Raw genomic sequence first — 13,490 nt, 5'->3', positions numbered from 1 at the left:
GATTTTTACCACTGAACTTCCTACGAAGAACTGAACTTCAAATTTAGCACTTTCCTGTCCTACGAAGCACGAAACCCCTGCTTGCGTATAGGTGATGTTAGCGGTTCGGCTTTGTTTTGTCGTAGTCATTTCCATCAATTTTATACCAATTATGCTTTATTCCGTCAAGGTCAAAAGTTTCGATAAGTTTTAACCCGACTTTTTTTAATACTTTGTCTGAACCTATATTTTCGCTGTCAGCCCTTGCGAAAACTTCGTCCGTTTTAAGTTTTTCAAATGCGTACTTCAATGAGGCAACTGCTGATTCTGTTGCAATTCCTTGTCCCCAATATTTTCTGATTAGTCTATATCCAAGGTCATAATAGTTTTTATGGTTATTTATAGGTTCGGTAACTAATTCCAACCCTGTCCAACCAATGAAATTATTTGTGTTTTTCTCAATTATAGCCCATCGTCCAATCCCAAAGTCTATGTATTGCTTTCTGACAAAGTTTATGAGGTCATTAGTCTCTTCTTTGTTCTTCACTGTTTTATTCCCTAAAAACCTATGGACTTCTGGGTCAGAATGAAGTTCAAACATCCCGTCAATGTCTGTCGGAAGAATTTCTCTCAAAATTAGTCGTTCAGTTTCTGCAAATATTTTCATTCCTTTTTTGCTTTTCATTTTTCGGTGTCGTCTTTTAAGCTGACCGCTAACTTACAAGTATTTATGAAGAAGGGGGAATTTGGAACTCGTCCGCCCGTAACTGGTGCTGGGTTTTGTTCCAAAGTTGAGTTTCTTCCAACTGCTTCATAGTATTCCGTTCGCTGATGCAAATGTTTATTAATATTCTGATGTTCAATTATTTCCGTCCGCCCCCTTTTTCATAAATACAATGTTGGCGGTAGGTTTTCTTCTTCGTCCGTGTCGTCAGTCACAGTCCCAAATTGTTAATATCTTGTCCGAGTTCAGGCTTTTGAAAACATAAAAAAGTGTTCCGTAATTATTACTGTCCTCATAGTTTTTAATTTCTTTATTTGGCAAGGCTTCTTTCCATAAATAATCAGTGTCCGAGTCGCTGTCGTAAAACGAGTTTTTGAAAAAGTCTTCTGTCGGCAAGTTTGTGGCCAAATTTTGATAAAAAGGTTTTGAACCGAAGCCGATAAATTTGCAATAATCTCCGTCCGCACATGGCCAATTCCAATCTTGCCAAGTTATCAATTTTGGCGTTGTTTTTTCTAATTCGGTTGTTTTTTGTTGCCCGATATTTTCAATTTCTAATTCAGACAAAGTTGGATTGAGAACTTTTAATTGTCGTTTGAGTTCTTTAACATCTCCGCAACAAGTAAATACGTCTTTGTTGTTCAATTGTCCGCCTGATAAACAGTCTGGACATATTGAATTTAGGTCCTCTGTACCATAAAAAGCCTCAGCATCAAAGCAAAATTTCTCTTCTCCGCAAGTGTCGCAGGTCGTTTTTTTGTCCCGAAGTCCTGTGAAAAGTTCTGGTTTGTCGTAATATTTGAATGTCATTGAGTGCTTTTTTAAACTTACCGCCAACGTTTTGCAGCTACCCGAAGGGCGGGACTTTTACCACAAAACTTGATTTGAAAAACTAATGTTTCATTCACCACAAAACTGTCTTTGGAACACGAAAACCCGCCTTTTGGGTAGGTGCTGTTATGTGACGCCTTTATTCTTTTTTCTTTGGTTTCCAATATATTTTTTCTATTTCAAACTTCTTTTTTTTGGGTTAAAGCTATAAATTATTGAGTTTCCAATTAAACAGTTTTCATAATCATCCTTTGTTAAATACCAAGAACTTTCAATTTCTACTTTATTTTTATTTGTAAAATCAAACTCAAATATTGGGTCGTTCATTTCTTCAAATTTCTCTCCACAATTTTCTGTATTTTCTTTTTTCTTTATTAGCTCTGTGAAGTCTGAAAAGATAGTTTTTTCGTCTAAATATTTATTTATAATATTAGATTTTACTTCGTAAAAATTTAAAGAATTTCCGTCTCCAACAATATCGTCTGTAATAACAATGTATGAATTTTCAGCTGTCTTATAAATGTTAATTGACCAAAAACCATCGACAATTGTAAAACCTGCTTTATTGGGTTCAAAATATGATTGGTTAAAATAATCAGGATTTTCGTCAATATAAAAATTGTTTTCTTCGATTTCTTTATACCATTTGATTCTATCATTTAATTTCCATTCCCAACTCGGAAAAGCACTATCGGGTAAGAGTAAAATAATATCAAGCAAGTCTTTGTTTTCTTTAAAGTCGATTGCAACTTTTTTATTTGAATTTGAATTTTGGTTCTTTTCAGTTTTTTCAAGTTTTAAAGTGTCTTCAAGTTTTGAAGTTGTTGATTCCGACTTTTGAGTTTTGTTTTCACAAGACAAAATAATCAAAGTCAATATTATAAAAATAAGTTGTTTCATTTTATTGGTGTTTTTTGTTATAAGGTGTCACATAACGTTTTGGCGCTTGGCGAAGAAGCGGATTTCGAAGTACTAAACTGTCTACCAGCACTGAACTTGATACGAAGCACAAAACTTCATTTAAGCACTGAACCCGCTTTTTTGCCAAACGCCTGTTAGCACCAGTAATTCTTTTTTCGTCTATGTCAACCATACGTGTATACTCGATTTAACTTTAAAAAATGTGTCAATGCGGTTAATAGTGTCTTGTGGTAAATTTGGTAACAATGTATTCTTAAATGCTTGTCCAATTCCTTCTGTTGAGCGTTTAATAATAGGGTGAAATTTTCTTGAAACTTCGTAAATGAAATTCTTTTCAAAAGCAATATTTCTATTTCCAAATGAATTCAAGTTTTCAACTTTTTGTGCGTCAGGTAAAGTAAGTGTTCCGCCCGTATGAACAATTGAGTGTCTCAATTGCCATAATACTTTTAATCTTTTAATGTCGTCTGCTGAGTAAAACTGGTAGTTAAAACCAAATGCACCAAAATGTTTGTTCACTTTTTCAGGACTATGCCAACCATTTAAGCTGTCAGCCACAATGTGTCCAACAGAAGACGTTCCAATATTTCTATATGCGGAAAGTCGTGTCAAGTCAATTTTAACTTCTCCGTCATTGAGTTTTTTTATGAATGGCTCCAATTTAAATGCGGTTGAATAAACTGTCAGGTCAAACATACCTGCAAATAGACTTTTTTGATATGTTTCAAAATGTCCCATAATTGCAGGAAGTGTAGCCGTTTCCAAATGTTGTAAACTGTCTAAACTGTCAGAAGTGAATTGTCCATTTTGCTTTTTTGGAAACTTCCTAATACACAAGTCGATTGCACTTTTAGCTTCAATTGTATATTTCAAAAAAGTTGTCGCAGGTGATACTAAATAGTCTTGGTGTGAAACGTGAGAATTAGTCGCGTCACATAAATATTCGTGAAATTCTTTTGTCGGTTTTCCTGCTGGCATAGTTGTCGTTTTTTATTATTGGTGCTAACGTTTTGCAGCTTGGCGAAGTGGCGGAAATCGAAGCACAAATGTTCAGTTTTGCACAAAAGTTCAATCGAAAATCTGCCGTTGAGTTTAGCAGTGAACCCGCCATTTTGCCAAACTGCTGTTGGCAGATGTTTTTATTCAGCTTTTATTAGTTTGGATATTTTTTCTACTAATTCTCCAATTTGTGTCAGATTTGTTGGTTCAATTTTCGGTTCTTTACTGTTTGAACTATTTCGCTTTCTTAATGGATCTTTATGTATTTCTTCTAATGCAGTTTTAATGTAATGAATATATTCTTCATTATTTTCTGTCCCATTTTTTTTGAGTTGTTCTGAAAATCCGACTATTGATTTTGCAAGAACCATTTTATAAGCATAATCTTCAATGATATTTTTTTGTTTTGTATATTGATTTGCACAAAATATTGCTCCAATTATTGGTAATGGTAAAAGTGAAATTCTTGCAAACAAGATAACCAAATCATTTGGAACATTTTGAAGAATCCAAATTCCTAAACCAATTGTTAATAATAAACATATAATTGCTCCAAGTATCCAACTGCCAAAAACAATTTTTTTATTTGCATTTTCGTATTGAACTTGAAAAGATGCACTTATTCCTTCGGCAGTTTTATAGTTAAGTGCTGTTTTAGCTGATTCTATTAATTTTTTAGATTCTGCTAAAATTTCTTTTCTTTCAGTTTCATACTCTTTTAGCTTTTGGCTATTTCTCTCTGTCAAAATCTCTAACTCACTTAATCTTTTGTCTCTTTCTTGAACTTTATTTGCGAATGAAGTAATTAATTTTTCATTTGATTTGCTTTCATTTAGTGAATTTACAATTTCTTCTAAATTTTCGTCTGCTTGTTCTTTCGATAATATTAAATCATCATTATATGTTTTTAAATTTTCAGTTTGTTTTATTAGTTCAGTTTTTTTCGAAATAATATTTTCTAATTCATCTTCAATTTCTTTTAATTTTTCATTACTAGATTCTACTTTTTCTTTTAATGATTCATTTTCTTTTTCAATTTCAGTTTTTATTTTTTTTACTTCATTAAGTTCTTCTTGAATTGAAAGTTTAATTTTTGTTAGATTACTTATTTCATTTTCAAATTCAATTTGTCTATCAGAAATACCTCGAATATTATAATTTCTAATTAATAATTTAAGACTTTCAAAATGCGAAATAAAATTGTTTGGAGTTTCAAAATATGTATTGATTCTGTTTAAATAATTATAAATGTTGCTTCTTTCATCATAAGTTGAGATGGCAATAAACTTATTTGGAACTTTTGTTAAAGTTGAAATGTCAGTTAGTAAACAATCAATTCCACCAATAATTCCTTTATAACTATACTCGTTTTCACTTCCATAATTATTGTTTTTGTTTGCGTTGTAGTCAACCGATTTTATTTTTTCTCGTATTTCATCACGAATTTCACGAATATTTTTTATTGTTGTCAATTCCATAAAATGTTCTTGTTTTTATCGGTTTTTCTCAAAATATCTGCCAACGATCGTATATCCGCAATCCTCCTCTTTTCTATTGCGGTTATATCAGTCAGTTGCGGTTATATTCATTATAGTTTCATCTGTTCCGGCTTGTCAAGCAAGATCAGGCTTTCGCCGATGATCTCGGTTACGTACCGTCTTCCTCCCATTTTATCTTGATATGAACGAGTTTTTAGTTTTCCTTCCAAATATATAGTACTGCCTTTCGCTAAATATTTTATGGCAAGGTCGGCTAAGCCACGCCATAATACGATGTTGTGCCACTCGGTCGAGGTATGCAGTTGCCCTTTTTCGTCTTTGTAGCTTTCTGATGTAGCCAAGGAAAACTTAGCCACCGTAATGTTTCCTTCCAGGGTTTGGTGCTCTACGTCCTTCCCTAAATTGCCAATAAGTGTAACTTTATTTAACCCTCGCATAGTTATTTTATTAGTCTATTTAGTGAGTTTTGTTTAAATATCCAAAGTGTCTAACGGGCTTTTTATTTGGTCAAAACCCTTGGTAGTGATGTGAGTATAGATTTCCGTAGTTTTTGAATTCTCGTGACCCAATAAACTTTGGATGTAGCGTAAATCGGTACCGTTTTCCAGCAAATGTGTGGCAAAACTATGCCTTAGGGTATGTACGCTTACTTTTTTGGTGATACCTGCTTTTTGTACTGCTGCTCCAAATATCGCCTGTATGCTTCGTGCGGTATATGGTTCTCCGGCTTGTTGGCCTTCAAAGAGCCATTCTTTGGGCTTATATTCCTGAAAATAGGTGCGTAAGATTGTTAATGTTTTGTGTGATAATAGGGTGTATCTATCCTTTTTCCCTTTGGATTGTTGGACTCTAATCTGCATACGATGGGAGTCTATGTCTTTAATTTTCAGATTGACCGCCTCGCTTATCCGTAATCCCGCCGAGTATATGGTCATCAAAATTGCCCTATGTTTTACATTGGTTGTAACTTTAAGTGTAGCAAGTACTTCCTCTGTGCTCAACACAGAAGGCAGCGTTTTTTCTTTTTTGGGGCGGTCAATGAAATAGAATTTGCGCTGTCCGCCCAATACTCTTTCGTAGTAGAACTTTATGGCGTTTATGGATTGGTTTTGATAGGTGGTAGAAATCTTTCTCTCGGTTACGAGGAAGCGAAGAAATTGGATAATCTGAGTTTCATCAATTGTGTGTATGTCAAAGGTTGGATAGTAATTGATAAATTCCTCAAACAGTCCCGTATAGAGTTTGATGGTGTTTTTACTATACCGTAGCTCAATCAATTTCATCCGGTATTCATCGGGGCAGTTTCTGTAATTCGGGATGTCATAGGGAGTGACCCGCATCACCCGATTGTCCGGGTCAGGTTCGATTTCATACCTTAGTGTTAGTTTCAACTCCTCAATTTTACGTTTTATTTCTTGCAAGAATTGTTCTGAGTAAGGGACACTCCACCATTTATTTTTGGAGTCCCAGGTATGAAACGGAATTTTCTTTATAGCTTTTGAAAGTTCGGGGATGTAGCCAAAGATCAGTTTCAGGCGTTTGGCTTTTGTTTGAAACACCAGTACTTCATTTTTTTGGATGGTGTAGTTATGTTCCTTGTTCTTTACTTCAAGCAGCTCATGTACAGTTACTTGGGTTAGTCTTTTTCCGAAATAATTTTGGATCATTTCTAAATTGCCCGGATAATGCGGGATAATCCAACAGTAGTTTTGCTTATCCCATTTACTAAATCTCAGGGTGATGATAAACTTCACATCTGCTTCATTTTTAGGCATTCGGAGAATAATCTTTCTTCCGATCACCTCAACATGAATCGAGGTTCGTTTCCCTTCGTTCCCTTGGGATGTAGTAGGCGTTATCGGTTGGGGTTGTTGAGTTTGTTGGGGTTGTTGAGTTTTGGGAGTTGATGCCTCCGCACTAGGTTGCGGGGCAGCCTCAGTTGTTTCCAGTTCAGCAAAGGTAATTTCGGGGAAAAGCGTTTTAAGCTTTAATAGTGCTTCTGCGGTGTCGGGAATATGCCAGGCACGGTGGGATTTGCTCCATTGCGCATCCGCAATCTGCCGGATAAGTCCTGAAATATGATGGTTAAATGGGAAATCGATTTTAATTCGTTGCTGTTCCCGGTGTGTAATTCTGCTAATCTTCATGGGATTTATGAAGTTATATTTCAGATTGGATGTATAACCGCAATAAAAAGTAAGATTTAGACTTGATTGGGCTCATAAAGTAGCGAATCTCTAATGTCGTGGTAAAGTGTCATAACCCTGCTTTGATTCAAATCCAGAACTATTAACTCCCTTTACCTCTCACGCATCACCCCATCCCCAGCACCACACTCCCAAATCCCGGCAGCGTCAACTTTCCCGGCTGTACATGTGTAGCATCAAAAGTTTGGAAAAGTATTTGTGTAAAAGCTTGTTCCTTAGGGCTGAGGGTCAATTGTTTTACCTTTTTGGATAGATTATGAACCACGAACACGGGTTCGGTAGGGTGGGAGCGGATGAAGGCGACGAGTTCTTTGTCTTTTGTATCAGCCGCTTGCAGGTTGGGGCGGTGTACCTGCCCGAGGGCGGGGAGTGTTTTGCGGAGGGCAATCAGTCGTTTGTAGTGGTTGTAGAGCGAAGCAGGATCGGCCTGCTGCACGGCTAACGGACGAACCGTACCCCGGCGTGAGTAGCGGGGTTTGATCCACAGGGCCCGCTGCGGGTCGTGGCGGTGCTCGGTCCATACAAACGGCTCCCGAATCCGCTCATCGGGTTTTTGTCCCAGCATGCCAATTTCTTCGCCGTAGTAAATATAGGGTTGTCCGGGCAGGGTGAGCAGCAGCGCGGCGGCCAATTTCATTTTGTCAATCGAGCCTCCGGCGAGGCTGCCAATGCGTACCTGATCGTGGTTGCTGAGCATCGTGGCGTCAATGAAGTCGGGATTTTCACTGCCAAAAATCGCATAGTCCTGCCGCAGCGATTCCACAAAGTTTTCCTGTTTCCCGCTTTGAATCATTTTTTGAAGTGCAAAGCAAAGGTCAAAGTGGAAGTTTGCTTTCAGGCCTTTGAAGTAGGGCGCCACTTCGGCGGCCTTCGCCCACACTTCGCCCACGGTGTACGCATCCGGGCGGATTCGCTCCACCACCTGCCCGAATTCCTGCCAGAATTCAATGTTTTTGCTCCGCAGCCATGGCGGATAGATGTGCCGCGCGGCATCGAGCCGAAAGCCGTCTACCTGCATGTCGGACAGCCAGAAGCGGGCGATGTCATAGACTTCCTTTCTTAGTTCTGTTGAGTCGTAGTTGAGGTCGGGCATGCCATTCCAGAACATCGCGTAGTACTTTTCGGGATCGCCGGGGTTGTCGTGCCAGGGAAAAATAACGTGCGCATCGGCGGTTTCTTCCCGTTTTTCTACGCCCAACGCCTCAATTCGTTCGGGAAGCATCCACCAATAGTAGTTACGGTACGGGTTGTCCGCCCCTTTGCGGGCTTCCTGAAACCACGGATGATGAATGCTCGTGTGATTGATCACAAGGTCCATGTACAGCTTCATTCCCCGGGCGTGTACTGCGTGCATCAGCCGCCGAAAATCGTGCAGCGTGCCATATTCCGGGTCAATTTCGTAGTAGTTGTTTACATCATACTTGTGGTAACTCCCCGACGGATGAAAGGGCGTCAGCCAAATCGCCTCAATCCCAAGCTCATGCAGGTAGTCGAGGCGGGACGTGATGCCGTTCAGGTCGCCAATGCCGTCGCCGTTGGAGTCGCAGAAGGAACGGATAAATATTTCGTAGCAGACCCGTGGTGTGGGTGCTGCATCAGGGGTAACAAACATGGATTTCGAGGGGTTTTACACAAAATACTCAGGCAAAATAGGGCATCAGGAGTTCATACACAAGGTGCGTGGGCAGGCCCATAATGGTGTAATACGAGCCTTCAATGCGCTCAATCCCCACCATGCCAATCCACTCCTGAATGCCGTACCCTCCGGCTTTGTCGAACGGGCGTTGCGTGCGAATGTACGCCAGCATTTCGGCCTCGGACAGCGTTCGGAAATAAACCGATGCTGAATCGGTGCGCGTGGTGTACACCCCATCTGAAAGCAGGCAAACCGCCGTAATGACCTGATGCACCTGACCCGAAAGGCTGCGGAGCATGTCGAGGGCTTCGGCTTCATTGGCGGGTTTGTTCAGGATTTGAGAATTGATCACCACAATCGTATCGGCACAGAGAATGAGCGCGTTGGATGAATCGTGGACAAATTGGCGCGCTTTCTCCTGAGCCAGGTAACCGGGCACGTCGGTTGGCATCATGTTTGAGGGAAAATGCTCATCCGTGGGTCGGACGTCAACCGTAAATGTACAGCCGATGTCGGACAGTAACTGTCGGCGGCGGGGAGAGTTTGATGCTAAAATCAGCGGGCGGGTAAGCGATATATTCATGCAAGTTTGATGCTTGGGAAATAAGGTAAAAGTGAATTATGTGCTCAAAATTAGAATGAAGGAAAGGTTCAGGCGTTGAATATTTGTAACAGAACTTAACGATAAGTCGTTGTTAGCTAAATAATTATCATTTGCGTTTGGAGTAAGTGAACAAAAGCCAAAAAATATATGTTTGTACATTAAATGTAAATACATTAATTTTGTAGAGAGAAATTTATGAGGTATGTCCATAGAAAACGATATTAAGCAAAAAAAATTCAGGTCAGCGTATCAGCGGCTCGCTTTGAATTTGATTTACACCAGTAATTGGATGATGTATCAGCAGCTGGACTTGCTCCGTCAGTATGATCTGACGCCTCAGCAATATAACGTTTTGCGGATTTTGCGGGGACATTTTCCTGAGCCCATCAAGGTGAATGCCATTTCGGAACGCATGCTTGACAAAACGTCCAATACGTCGCGATTGGTTGATAAGCTTTTAGCCAAAGAATTATTGGAACGAAATTCGTGCTCTGCCGACCGCCGGGCGGTAGATATTCTGATCACCGACAAAGGTCAGGAATTACTCAAAATCCTCGATCCGATTATTGACGATTGGGAAAAAACAATGCACGCAATCACTCCTGAACAAGCGGACGAAATGAGTCTGTTGCTGGACAGAATCCGGGAGTCAGCCTGACAAGATTAATCCATAGTATACACACAAATTTTTTTACAATTCAATTACCAAACTACTTACAAATCAATCTTTTATTTATGAAACTCGGAAAACAATTTGCAGGAATGCTGGCTGCCATCCTTTTGACGGCAAGTGTAACAATGGCAGAAGATGGAAAAAAAGCAACTACCTATAAAGTAGATGCATCCAAAAGTGAACTGAAATGGAACGGAAAAAAAGTTACTGGCGAGCACTTTGGAGTAATTACTTTGAAAGAAGGTTCTTTCTCCCTGGATGGAGCGAAATTAACCGCAGGTTCGTTTGTTGCTGATATGAACAGCATTGTGGTTCAGGATATTACCGATAAAGAATACAATGGAAAGCTGCTGGGCCACTTGAAATCAGATGATTTTTTCTCGGTTGAAAAGCACCCTACGGCTACTTTTGTATTGACCAAAGCAACTCCAAAAGCAAACGGAACGATTGATGTGGCCGGCAACCTGACGATTAAAGGAATTACCAAGCCCATTTCGTTTCCCGTGACCGTTTCACCTTCCAAAGACGGGGCTAGCGTAAAAGGCACAATGGTGGTGGATCGTGCAAAATATGACATGAAGTTTCGTTCAAAGTCATTCTTTGATGAAGCAACACTTGGCGACAAGTTGGTGTACGATGATTTTACGATTGAGGTGAATCTTGTAGCCAAAAAGTAATTGGTAAACCTGATTCTATCTAAATTTCAGCGTCCGTTTGCATACAGCAAGCGGACGTTTTTTGTGTTTCAGAATCTTTCAAAAGCCGGGAAATCATTCAGGTATTCTATTTCTCCATGTTGCACGGAAAAACAATAGTGCGTAAGCCCGTTGGAAATAGCCAGAAAAGCGGGACGAAGCGTAAAATTATAGCGGGCAATCTGGGCAAATGTAAGCTGCGAAATAGCCACATCCGGCGATTTGCATTCGACCAGAAGATGTGGTAATCCGTTGGTATTTAAGATCATAATGTCTGATCTTTTGGCCAGTTTGTTGTAGTAAAGGCCGGTTTCGACGGCGAAAAGGGATTTTGGGTAGTTGTACTGATTAATCAGCAAATGAATGAAATGCTGCCGAACCCATTCTTCGGGCGTGAGCATGATGTATTTTTTACGAATCAGGTCGTAAATATGGGGTTTCCCGTTTCGGTCAATAACTTTGTGGTCAAAGGGGGGGAGATTTAACACGTGCATGAGAAAAAAACGCTGAACTTTATCAACTAAATTACGAATTAACGCATGACAACCAAAGAGGAAATTGTAAAAAACTGGCTCCCAAGATATACCGGAACCCCCACAGAAGAATTTGGCGAGTATATTTTATTGACCAATTTTATCAACTACGTCACGATGTTTGGCGAACAGTTTGGCGTAGAAGTAAAAGGCATTGGCCGGGCCATGCAAACGGCTACTGCCAACAATATTACGATTATAAACTTTGGCATGGGAAGCGCAATGGCGGCTACGGTCATGGACTTGCTGTCGGCAATCGAGCCCAAAGCCGTTTTGTTTTTGGGTAAATGCGGTGGACTCAAAAAGACACAGATTGGCGATTTGGTACTGCCCATTGCGGCTATTCGGGGCGAAGGAACAAGCAATGACTACATGCCTTCGGAGATTCCGGCCTTGCCATCTTTCCGTTTGCAACGGACGGTTTCGTCGAGCATTGCGCGCCACGAAATGGACTATTGGACGGGCACGGTTTACACCACCAACCGCCGGATTTGGGAGCACGACGAAAAATTCAAGGATTATTTACGGGAAATTCGGGCGATGGCTATCGACATGGAAACGGCCACTATTTTTATTGTGGGTTTTGCCAATTCCATTCCTCACGGAGCGCTGCTGTTGGTATCCGACAATCCGATGATTCCGGAAGGAGTCAAAACAGAAGAGAGCGATAAGAAAGTTACCTCGCAGTTTGTCGAAAAACACCTCGCCATTGGGATTGATGCACTTACTGAACTGGCAAATTCAGGTGCCTCGGTGAAGCATTTACGCTACGAATAGTGTTTATTTTTTTAGCCCAAAACCTGCCCATGGTTTGGTAACATCGTCCAAAACCAACACCCAATCTGTGCCCGGCCCGCTCGCATACGGCTTGAACTCCACAACGCCTTCATTTTTTACCTCGCCAATGCGAATGCTCATCCCGTCGCGTGGGTTGTACCAGTAGGCCACAAGGCGCGGCGCGGCTGTGAGCATGGAAAGGTCAATGCGAAGCGGGCGACCGGCGGGCGTGTAGGCAAACAGAAAATTCATATCTTCCGAAAGGCTTGCCATTTGGTACCCCTGATCTTCGGGATTGGCGTTTTTTATGGCCCGTTGTTCAGGCATGAGCCGCCACCACGGGTGCGAATCCATCAGTTTGCGCAGATAACCCATCTGAAAAGCGCCCGGCAAATCAAGCGCCCGTTTCCAGTGCGTGCGTGCATAAGAAATCGGCGGATTGCGGTCAGGATCAAAGAATTGCCACACATTGTGCGAGCCGTAGGTATGGCCACAAGCTCCCGACATTACCGACCACCACGCAGCTTGTCGGGCGTCAAAATCAGTAAAATAGCCGATGGACGGTTTCCAGTTAACGGGGCCGTCTTCATACCGTGGCCCACCGTCAAGACTGGGTTTTACCGGAAATAGGTAGTGGTTTTGCCGCATCATGACATAATTCTTTTTATCACGAGATTCCTGTCCAGACTGAAACATGTTGATGTTTTGCCAGGAATCCTGATGAAAAAAAGCCGACGAATTGCTGTCGCCCGTGGGGTAATAGGTCGTGAGTCGTGCGCCTCCGTGCCCGGCTGTCAGTCCTTCGGCCATGGCTCGCACGACGAGGTACTGTTGTTCATTTTCCGGATTTCGGTCGCCGCCCAGCATCCAGATTACATTTTTTGCCTGATAGCGCTTGCCCAGAAACTCGCCGTATCGGCGGGCATTTTCGGGCGTAAATATCTCGGGTCCTTCTCCCCATTTTTTATTGAATTTATCGCCCCATGTTGGCAGCAAGGCTATGAACATGTTGTAATGCGCAGCTCGATCCAGTACAAAGTCAAGGTGTTTAAAATACTCTTCGTTGGGCTGAGCCGGGTCGTTATTGATCAGGGGAAGTTGTCCGTAGGCGTTGGGTTGCGTCAGTCCGCTAAACTCGGCAATTGCAGATGCATGAATTACATTGAACCCTTTCTCTGCCCGATTTTTGAGATAATATTCCACTTCTTCCCGCGTGAGTCGATGGAAAAGTTCCCAGGCGGTATCGCCCATCCAGAAAAAAACCTTATCGGCTCCCTGTGAAATGAAGCGTTTATCTTTGATGATATACAGTTTTTGCCACGACGGCTGCCCCGAAGCCGGGCCACGATTTTGGGCGGAAAGGATTACCGGAAGGAGGAAAATAAAAAAACAAAAACCTGTTTTTCTCATGA

The 13,490-nt window shown here is 41.1% G+C and carries 14 protein-coding genes; 3 read left to right on the top strand and 11 right to left on the bottom strand.

Annotated elements, in window-relative coordinates:
* Nucleotides 1-97: 97 nt before the first annotated feature.
* From EZE20_RS11395 to EZE20_RS11355, 9 genes are all read right to left on the bottom strand, one after another.
* Nucleotides 98-664: a GNAT family N-acetyltransferase gene (locus EZE20_RS11395; RefSeq protein ID WP_199879891.1), complete on the bottom strand. Its 567-nt coding sequence runs from the start codon at nt 662-664 to the stop codon at nt 98-100.
* 246 nt (nt 665-910) lie between these two features.
* Nucleotides 911-1,513 carry a CbrC family protein gene (locus EZE20_RS11390; RefSeq protein ID WP_132117634.1) on the bottom strand — a complete coding sequence of 201 codons (603 nt, stop codon included), beginning with the start codon at nt 1,511-1,513 and terminating at the stop codon, nt 911-913.
* 195 nt (nt 1,514-1,708) lie between these two features.
* Nucleotides 1,709-2,434, bottom strand: coding sequence for a hypothetical protein (locus EZE20_RS11385; RefSeq protein ID WP_132117632.1), 726 nt, complete (start codon nt 2,432-2,434; stop codon nt 1,709-1,711).
* A 180-nt stretch (nt 2,435-2,614) separates the two neighbouring features.
* Nucleotides 2,615-3,433 carry a HEPN domain-containing protein gene (locus tag EZE20_RS11380; RefSeq protein WP_132117630.1) on the bottom strand — a complete coding sequence of 273 codons (819 nt, stop codon included), beginning with the start codon at nt 3,431-3,433 and terminating at the stop codon, nt 2,615-2,617.
* Between the two features lie 161 nt (nt 3,434-3,594).
* Nucleotides 3,595-4,932, bottom strand: a complete 1,338-nt coding sequence (locus tag EZE20_RS11375) for an AAA family ATPase (RefSeq protein ID WP_132117628.1) — start codon at nt 4,930-4,932, stop codon at nt 3,595-3,597.
* 110 nt (nt 4,933-5,042) lie between these two features.
* On the bottom strand, nt 5,043-5,390 hold the full coding sequence (locus EZE20_RS11370; RefSeq protein WP_132117626.1) for a single-stranded DNA-binding protein: 348 nt from the start codon (nt 5,388-5,390) through the stop codon (nt 5,043-5,045).
* 33 nt (nt 5,391-5,423) lie between these two features.
* Entirely contained in the window at nt 5,424-7,100 is a 1,677-nt protein-coding gene (locus EZE20_RS11365; protein WP_228713697.1) for a tyrosine-type recombinase/integrase, read from the bottom strand.
* 166 nt (nt 7,101-7,266) lie between these two features.
* Nucleotides 7,267-8,772 carry an alpha-amylase family glycosyl hydrolase gene (locus EZE20_RS11360; protein ID WP_132117624.1) on the bottom strand — a complete coding sequence of 502 codons (1,506 nt, stop codon included), beginning with the start codon at nt 8,770-8,772 and terminating at the stop codon, nt 7,267-7,269.
* A gap of 28 nt (nt 8,773-8,800) precedes the next feature.
* On the bottom strand, nt 8,801-9,379 hold the full coding sequence (locus EZE20_RS11355) for a Maf family protein (RefSeq protein WP_132117622.1): 579 nt from the start codon (nt 9,377-9,379) through the stop codon (nt 8,801-8,803).
* 223 nt (nt 9,380-9,602) lie between these two features.
* Here EZE20_RS11355 and EZE20_RS11350 point away from each other — a divergent pair, with 223 nt between their 5' ends.
* Nucleotides 9,603-10,058, top strand: a complete 456-nt coding sequence (locus tag EZE20_RS11350) for a MarR family winged helix-turn-helix transcriptional regulator (RefSeq protein ID WP_132117620.1) — start codon at nt 9,603-9,605, stop codon at nt 10,056-10,058.
* 77 nt (nt 10,059-10,135) lie between these two features.
* Nucleotides 10,136-10,750, top strand: a complete 615-nt coding sequence (locus EZE20_RS11345; protein WP_132117618.1) for a YceI family protein — start codon at nt 10,136-10,138, stop codon at nt 10,748-10,750.
* Nucleotides 10,751-10,818: 68 nt separating this feature from the next.
* Here the strand turns inward: EZE20_RS11345 and EZE20_RS11340 are convergent, their stop codons facing one another.
* A complete protein-coding gene (locus EZE20_RS11340) occupies nt 10,819-11,262 on the bottom strand; it encodes a type I restriction enzyme HsdR N-terminal domain-containing protein (RefSeq protein WP_132117616.1) in 444 nt (147 codons plus the stop codon).
* Nucleotides 11,263-11,307: 45 nt separating this feature from the next.
* On the opposite strand from EZE20_RS11340, the gene EZE20_RS11335 reads away from it, so the two are divergent.
* A complete protein-coding gene (locus tag EZE20_RS11335) occupies nt 11,308-12,078 on the top strand; it encodes an AMP nucleosidase (protein WP_132117614.1) in 771 nt (256 codons plus the stop codon).
* Nucleotides 12,079-12,081: 3 nt separating this feature from the next.
* Here EZE20_RS11335 and EZE20_RS11330 read toward each other — a convergent pair whose 3' ends face one another.
* Complete coding sequence (locus tag EZE20_RS11330; RefSeq protein WP_199879890.1) at nt 12,082-13,488, bottom strand: glycoside hydrolase family 140 protein; 1,407 nt, start codon at nt 13,486-13,488, stop codon at nt 12,082-12,084.
* Between the last annotated feature and the right edge of the window lie 2 nt (nt 13,489-13,490).

This window comes from Arundinibacter roseus, from assembly GCF_004348825.1.
Lineage (GTDB): Bacteria > Bacteroidota > Bacteroidia > Cytophagales > Spirosomataceae > Arundinibacter > Arundinibacter roseus.
Note: the sequence above shows the minus strand (reverse complement) of the source record. Positions and strands in the feature narration are given on the sequence as shown.

Coding starts and splice junctions, on each gene's coding strand:
- EZE20_RS11375 (WP_132117628.1), bottom strand. CDS start 4,932: ATGGAATTGACAACAATAAAAAATATTCGTGAAATTCGTGATGAAATA.
- EZE20_RS11330 (WP_199879890.1), bottom strand. CDS start 13,488: ATGAGAAAAACAGGTTTTTGTTTTTTTATTTTCCTCCTTCCGGTAATC.
- EZE20_RS11365 (WP_228713697.1), bottom strand. CDS start 7,100: ATGAAGATTAGCAGAATTACACACCGGGAACAGCAACGAATTAAAATC.
- EZE20_RS11390 (WP_132117634.1), bottom strand. CDS start 1,513: ATGACATTCAAATATTACGACAAACCAGAACTTTTCACAGGACTTCGG.
- EZE20_RS11350 (WP_132117620.1), top strand. CDS start 9,603: ATGTCCATAGAAAACGATATTAAGCAAAAAAAATTCAGGTCAGCGTAT.
- EZE20_RS11395 (WP_199879891.1), bottom strand. CDS start 664: ATGAAAAGCAAAAAAGGAATGAAAATATTTGCAGAAACTGAACGACTA.
- EZE20_RS11345 (WP_132117618.1), top strand. CDS start 10,136: ATGAAACTCGGAAAACAATTTGCAGGAATGCTGGCTGCCATCCTTTTG.
- EZE20_RS11335 (WP_132117614.1), top strand. CDS start 11,308: ATGACAACCAAAGAGGAAATTGTAAAAAACTGGCTCCCAAGATATACC.
- EZE20_RS11380 (WP_132117630.1), bottom strand. CDS start 3,433: ATGCCAGCAGGAAAACCGACAAAAGAATTTCACGAATATTTATGTGAC.
- EZE20_RS11340 (WP_132117616.1), bottom strand. CDS start 11,262: ATGCACGTGTTAAATCTCCCCCCCTTTGACCACAAAGTTATTGACCGA.
- EZE20_RS11370 (WP_132117626.1), bottom strand. CDS start 5,390: ATGCGAGGGTTAAATAAAGTTACACTTATTGGCAATTTAGGGAAGGAC.
- EZE20_RS11385 (WP_132117632.1), bottom strand. CDS start 2,434: ATGAAACAACTTATTTTTATAATATTGACTTTGATTATTTTGTCTTGT.
- EZE20_RS11360 (WP_132117624.1), bottom strand. CDS start 8,772: ATGTTTGTTACCCCTGATGCAGCACCCACACCACGGGTCTGCTACGAA.
- EZE20_RS11355 (WP_132117622.1), bottom strand. CDS start 9,379: ATGAATATATCGCTTACCCGCCCGCTGATTTTAGCATCAAACTCTCCC.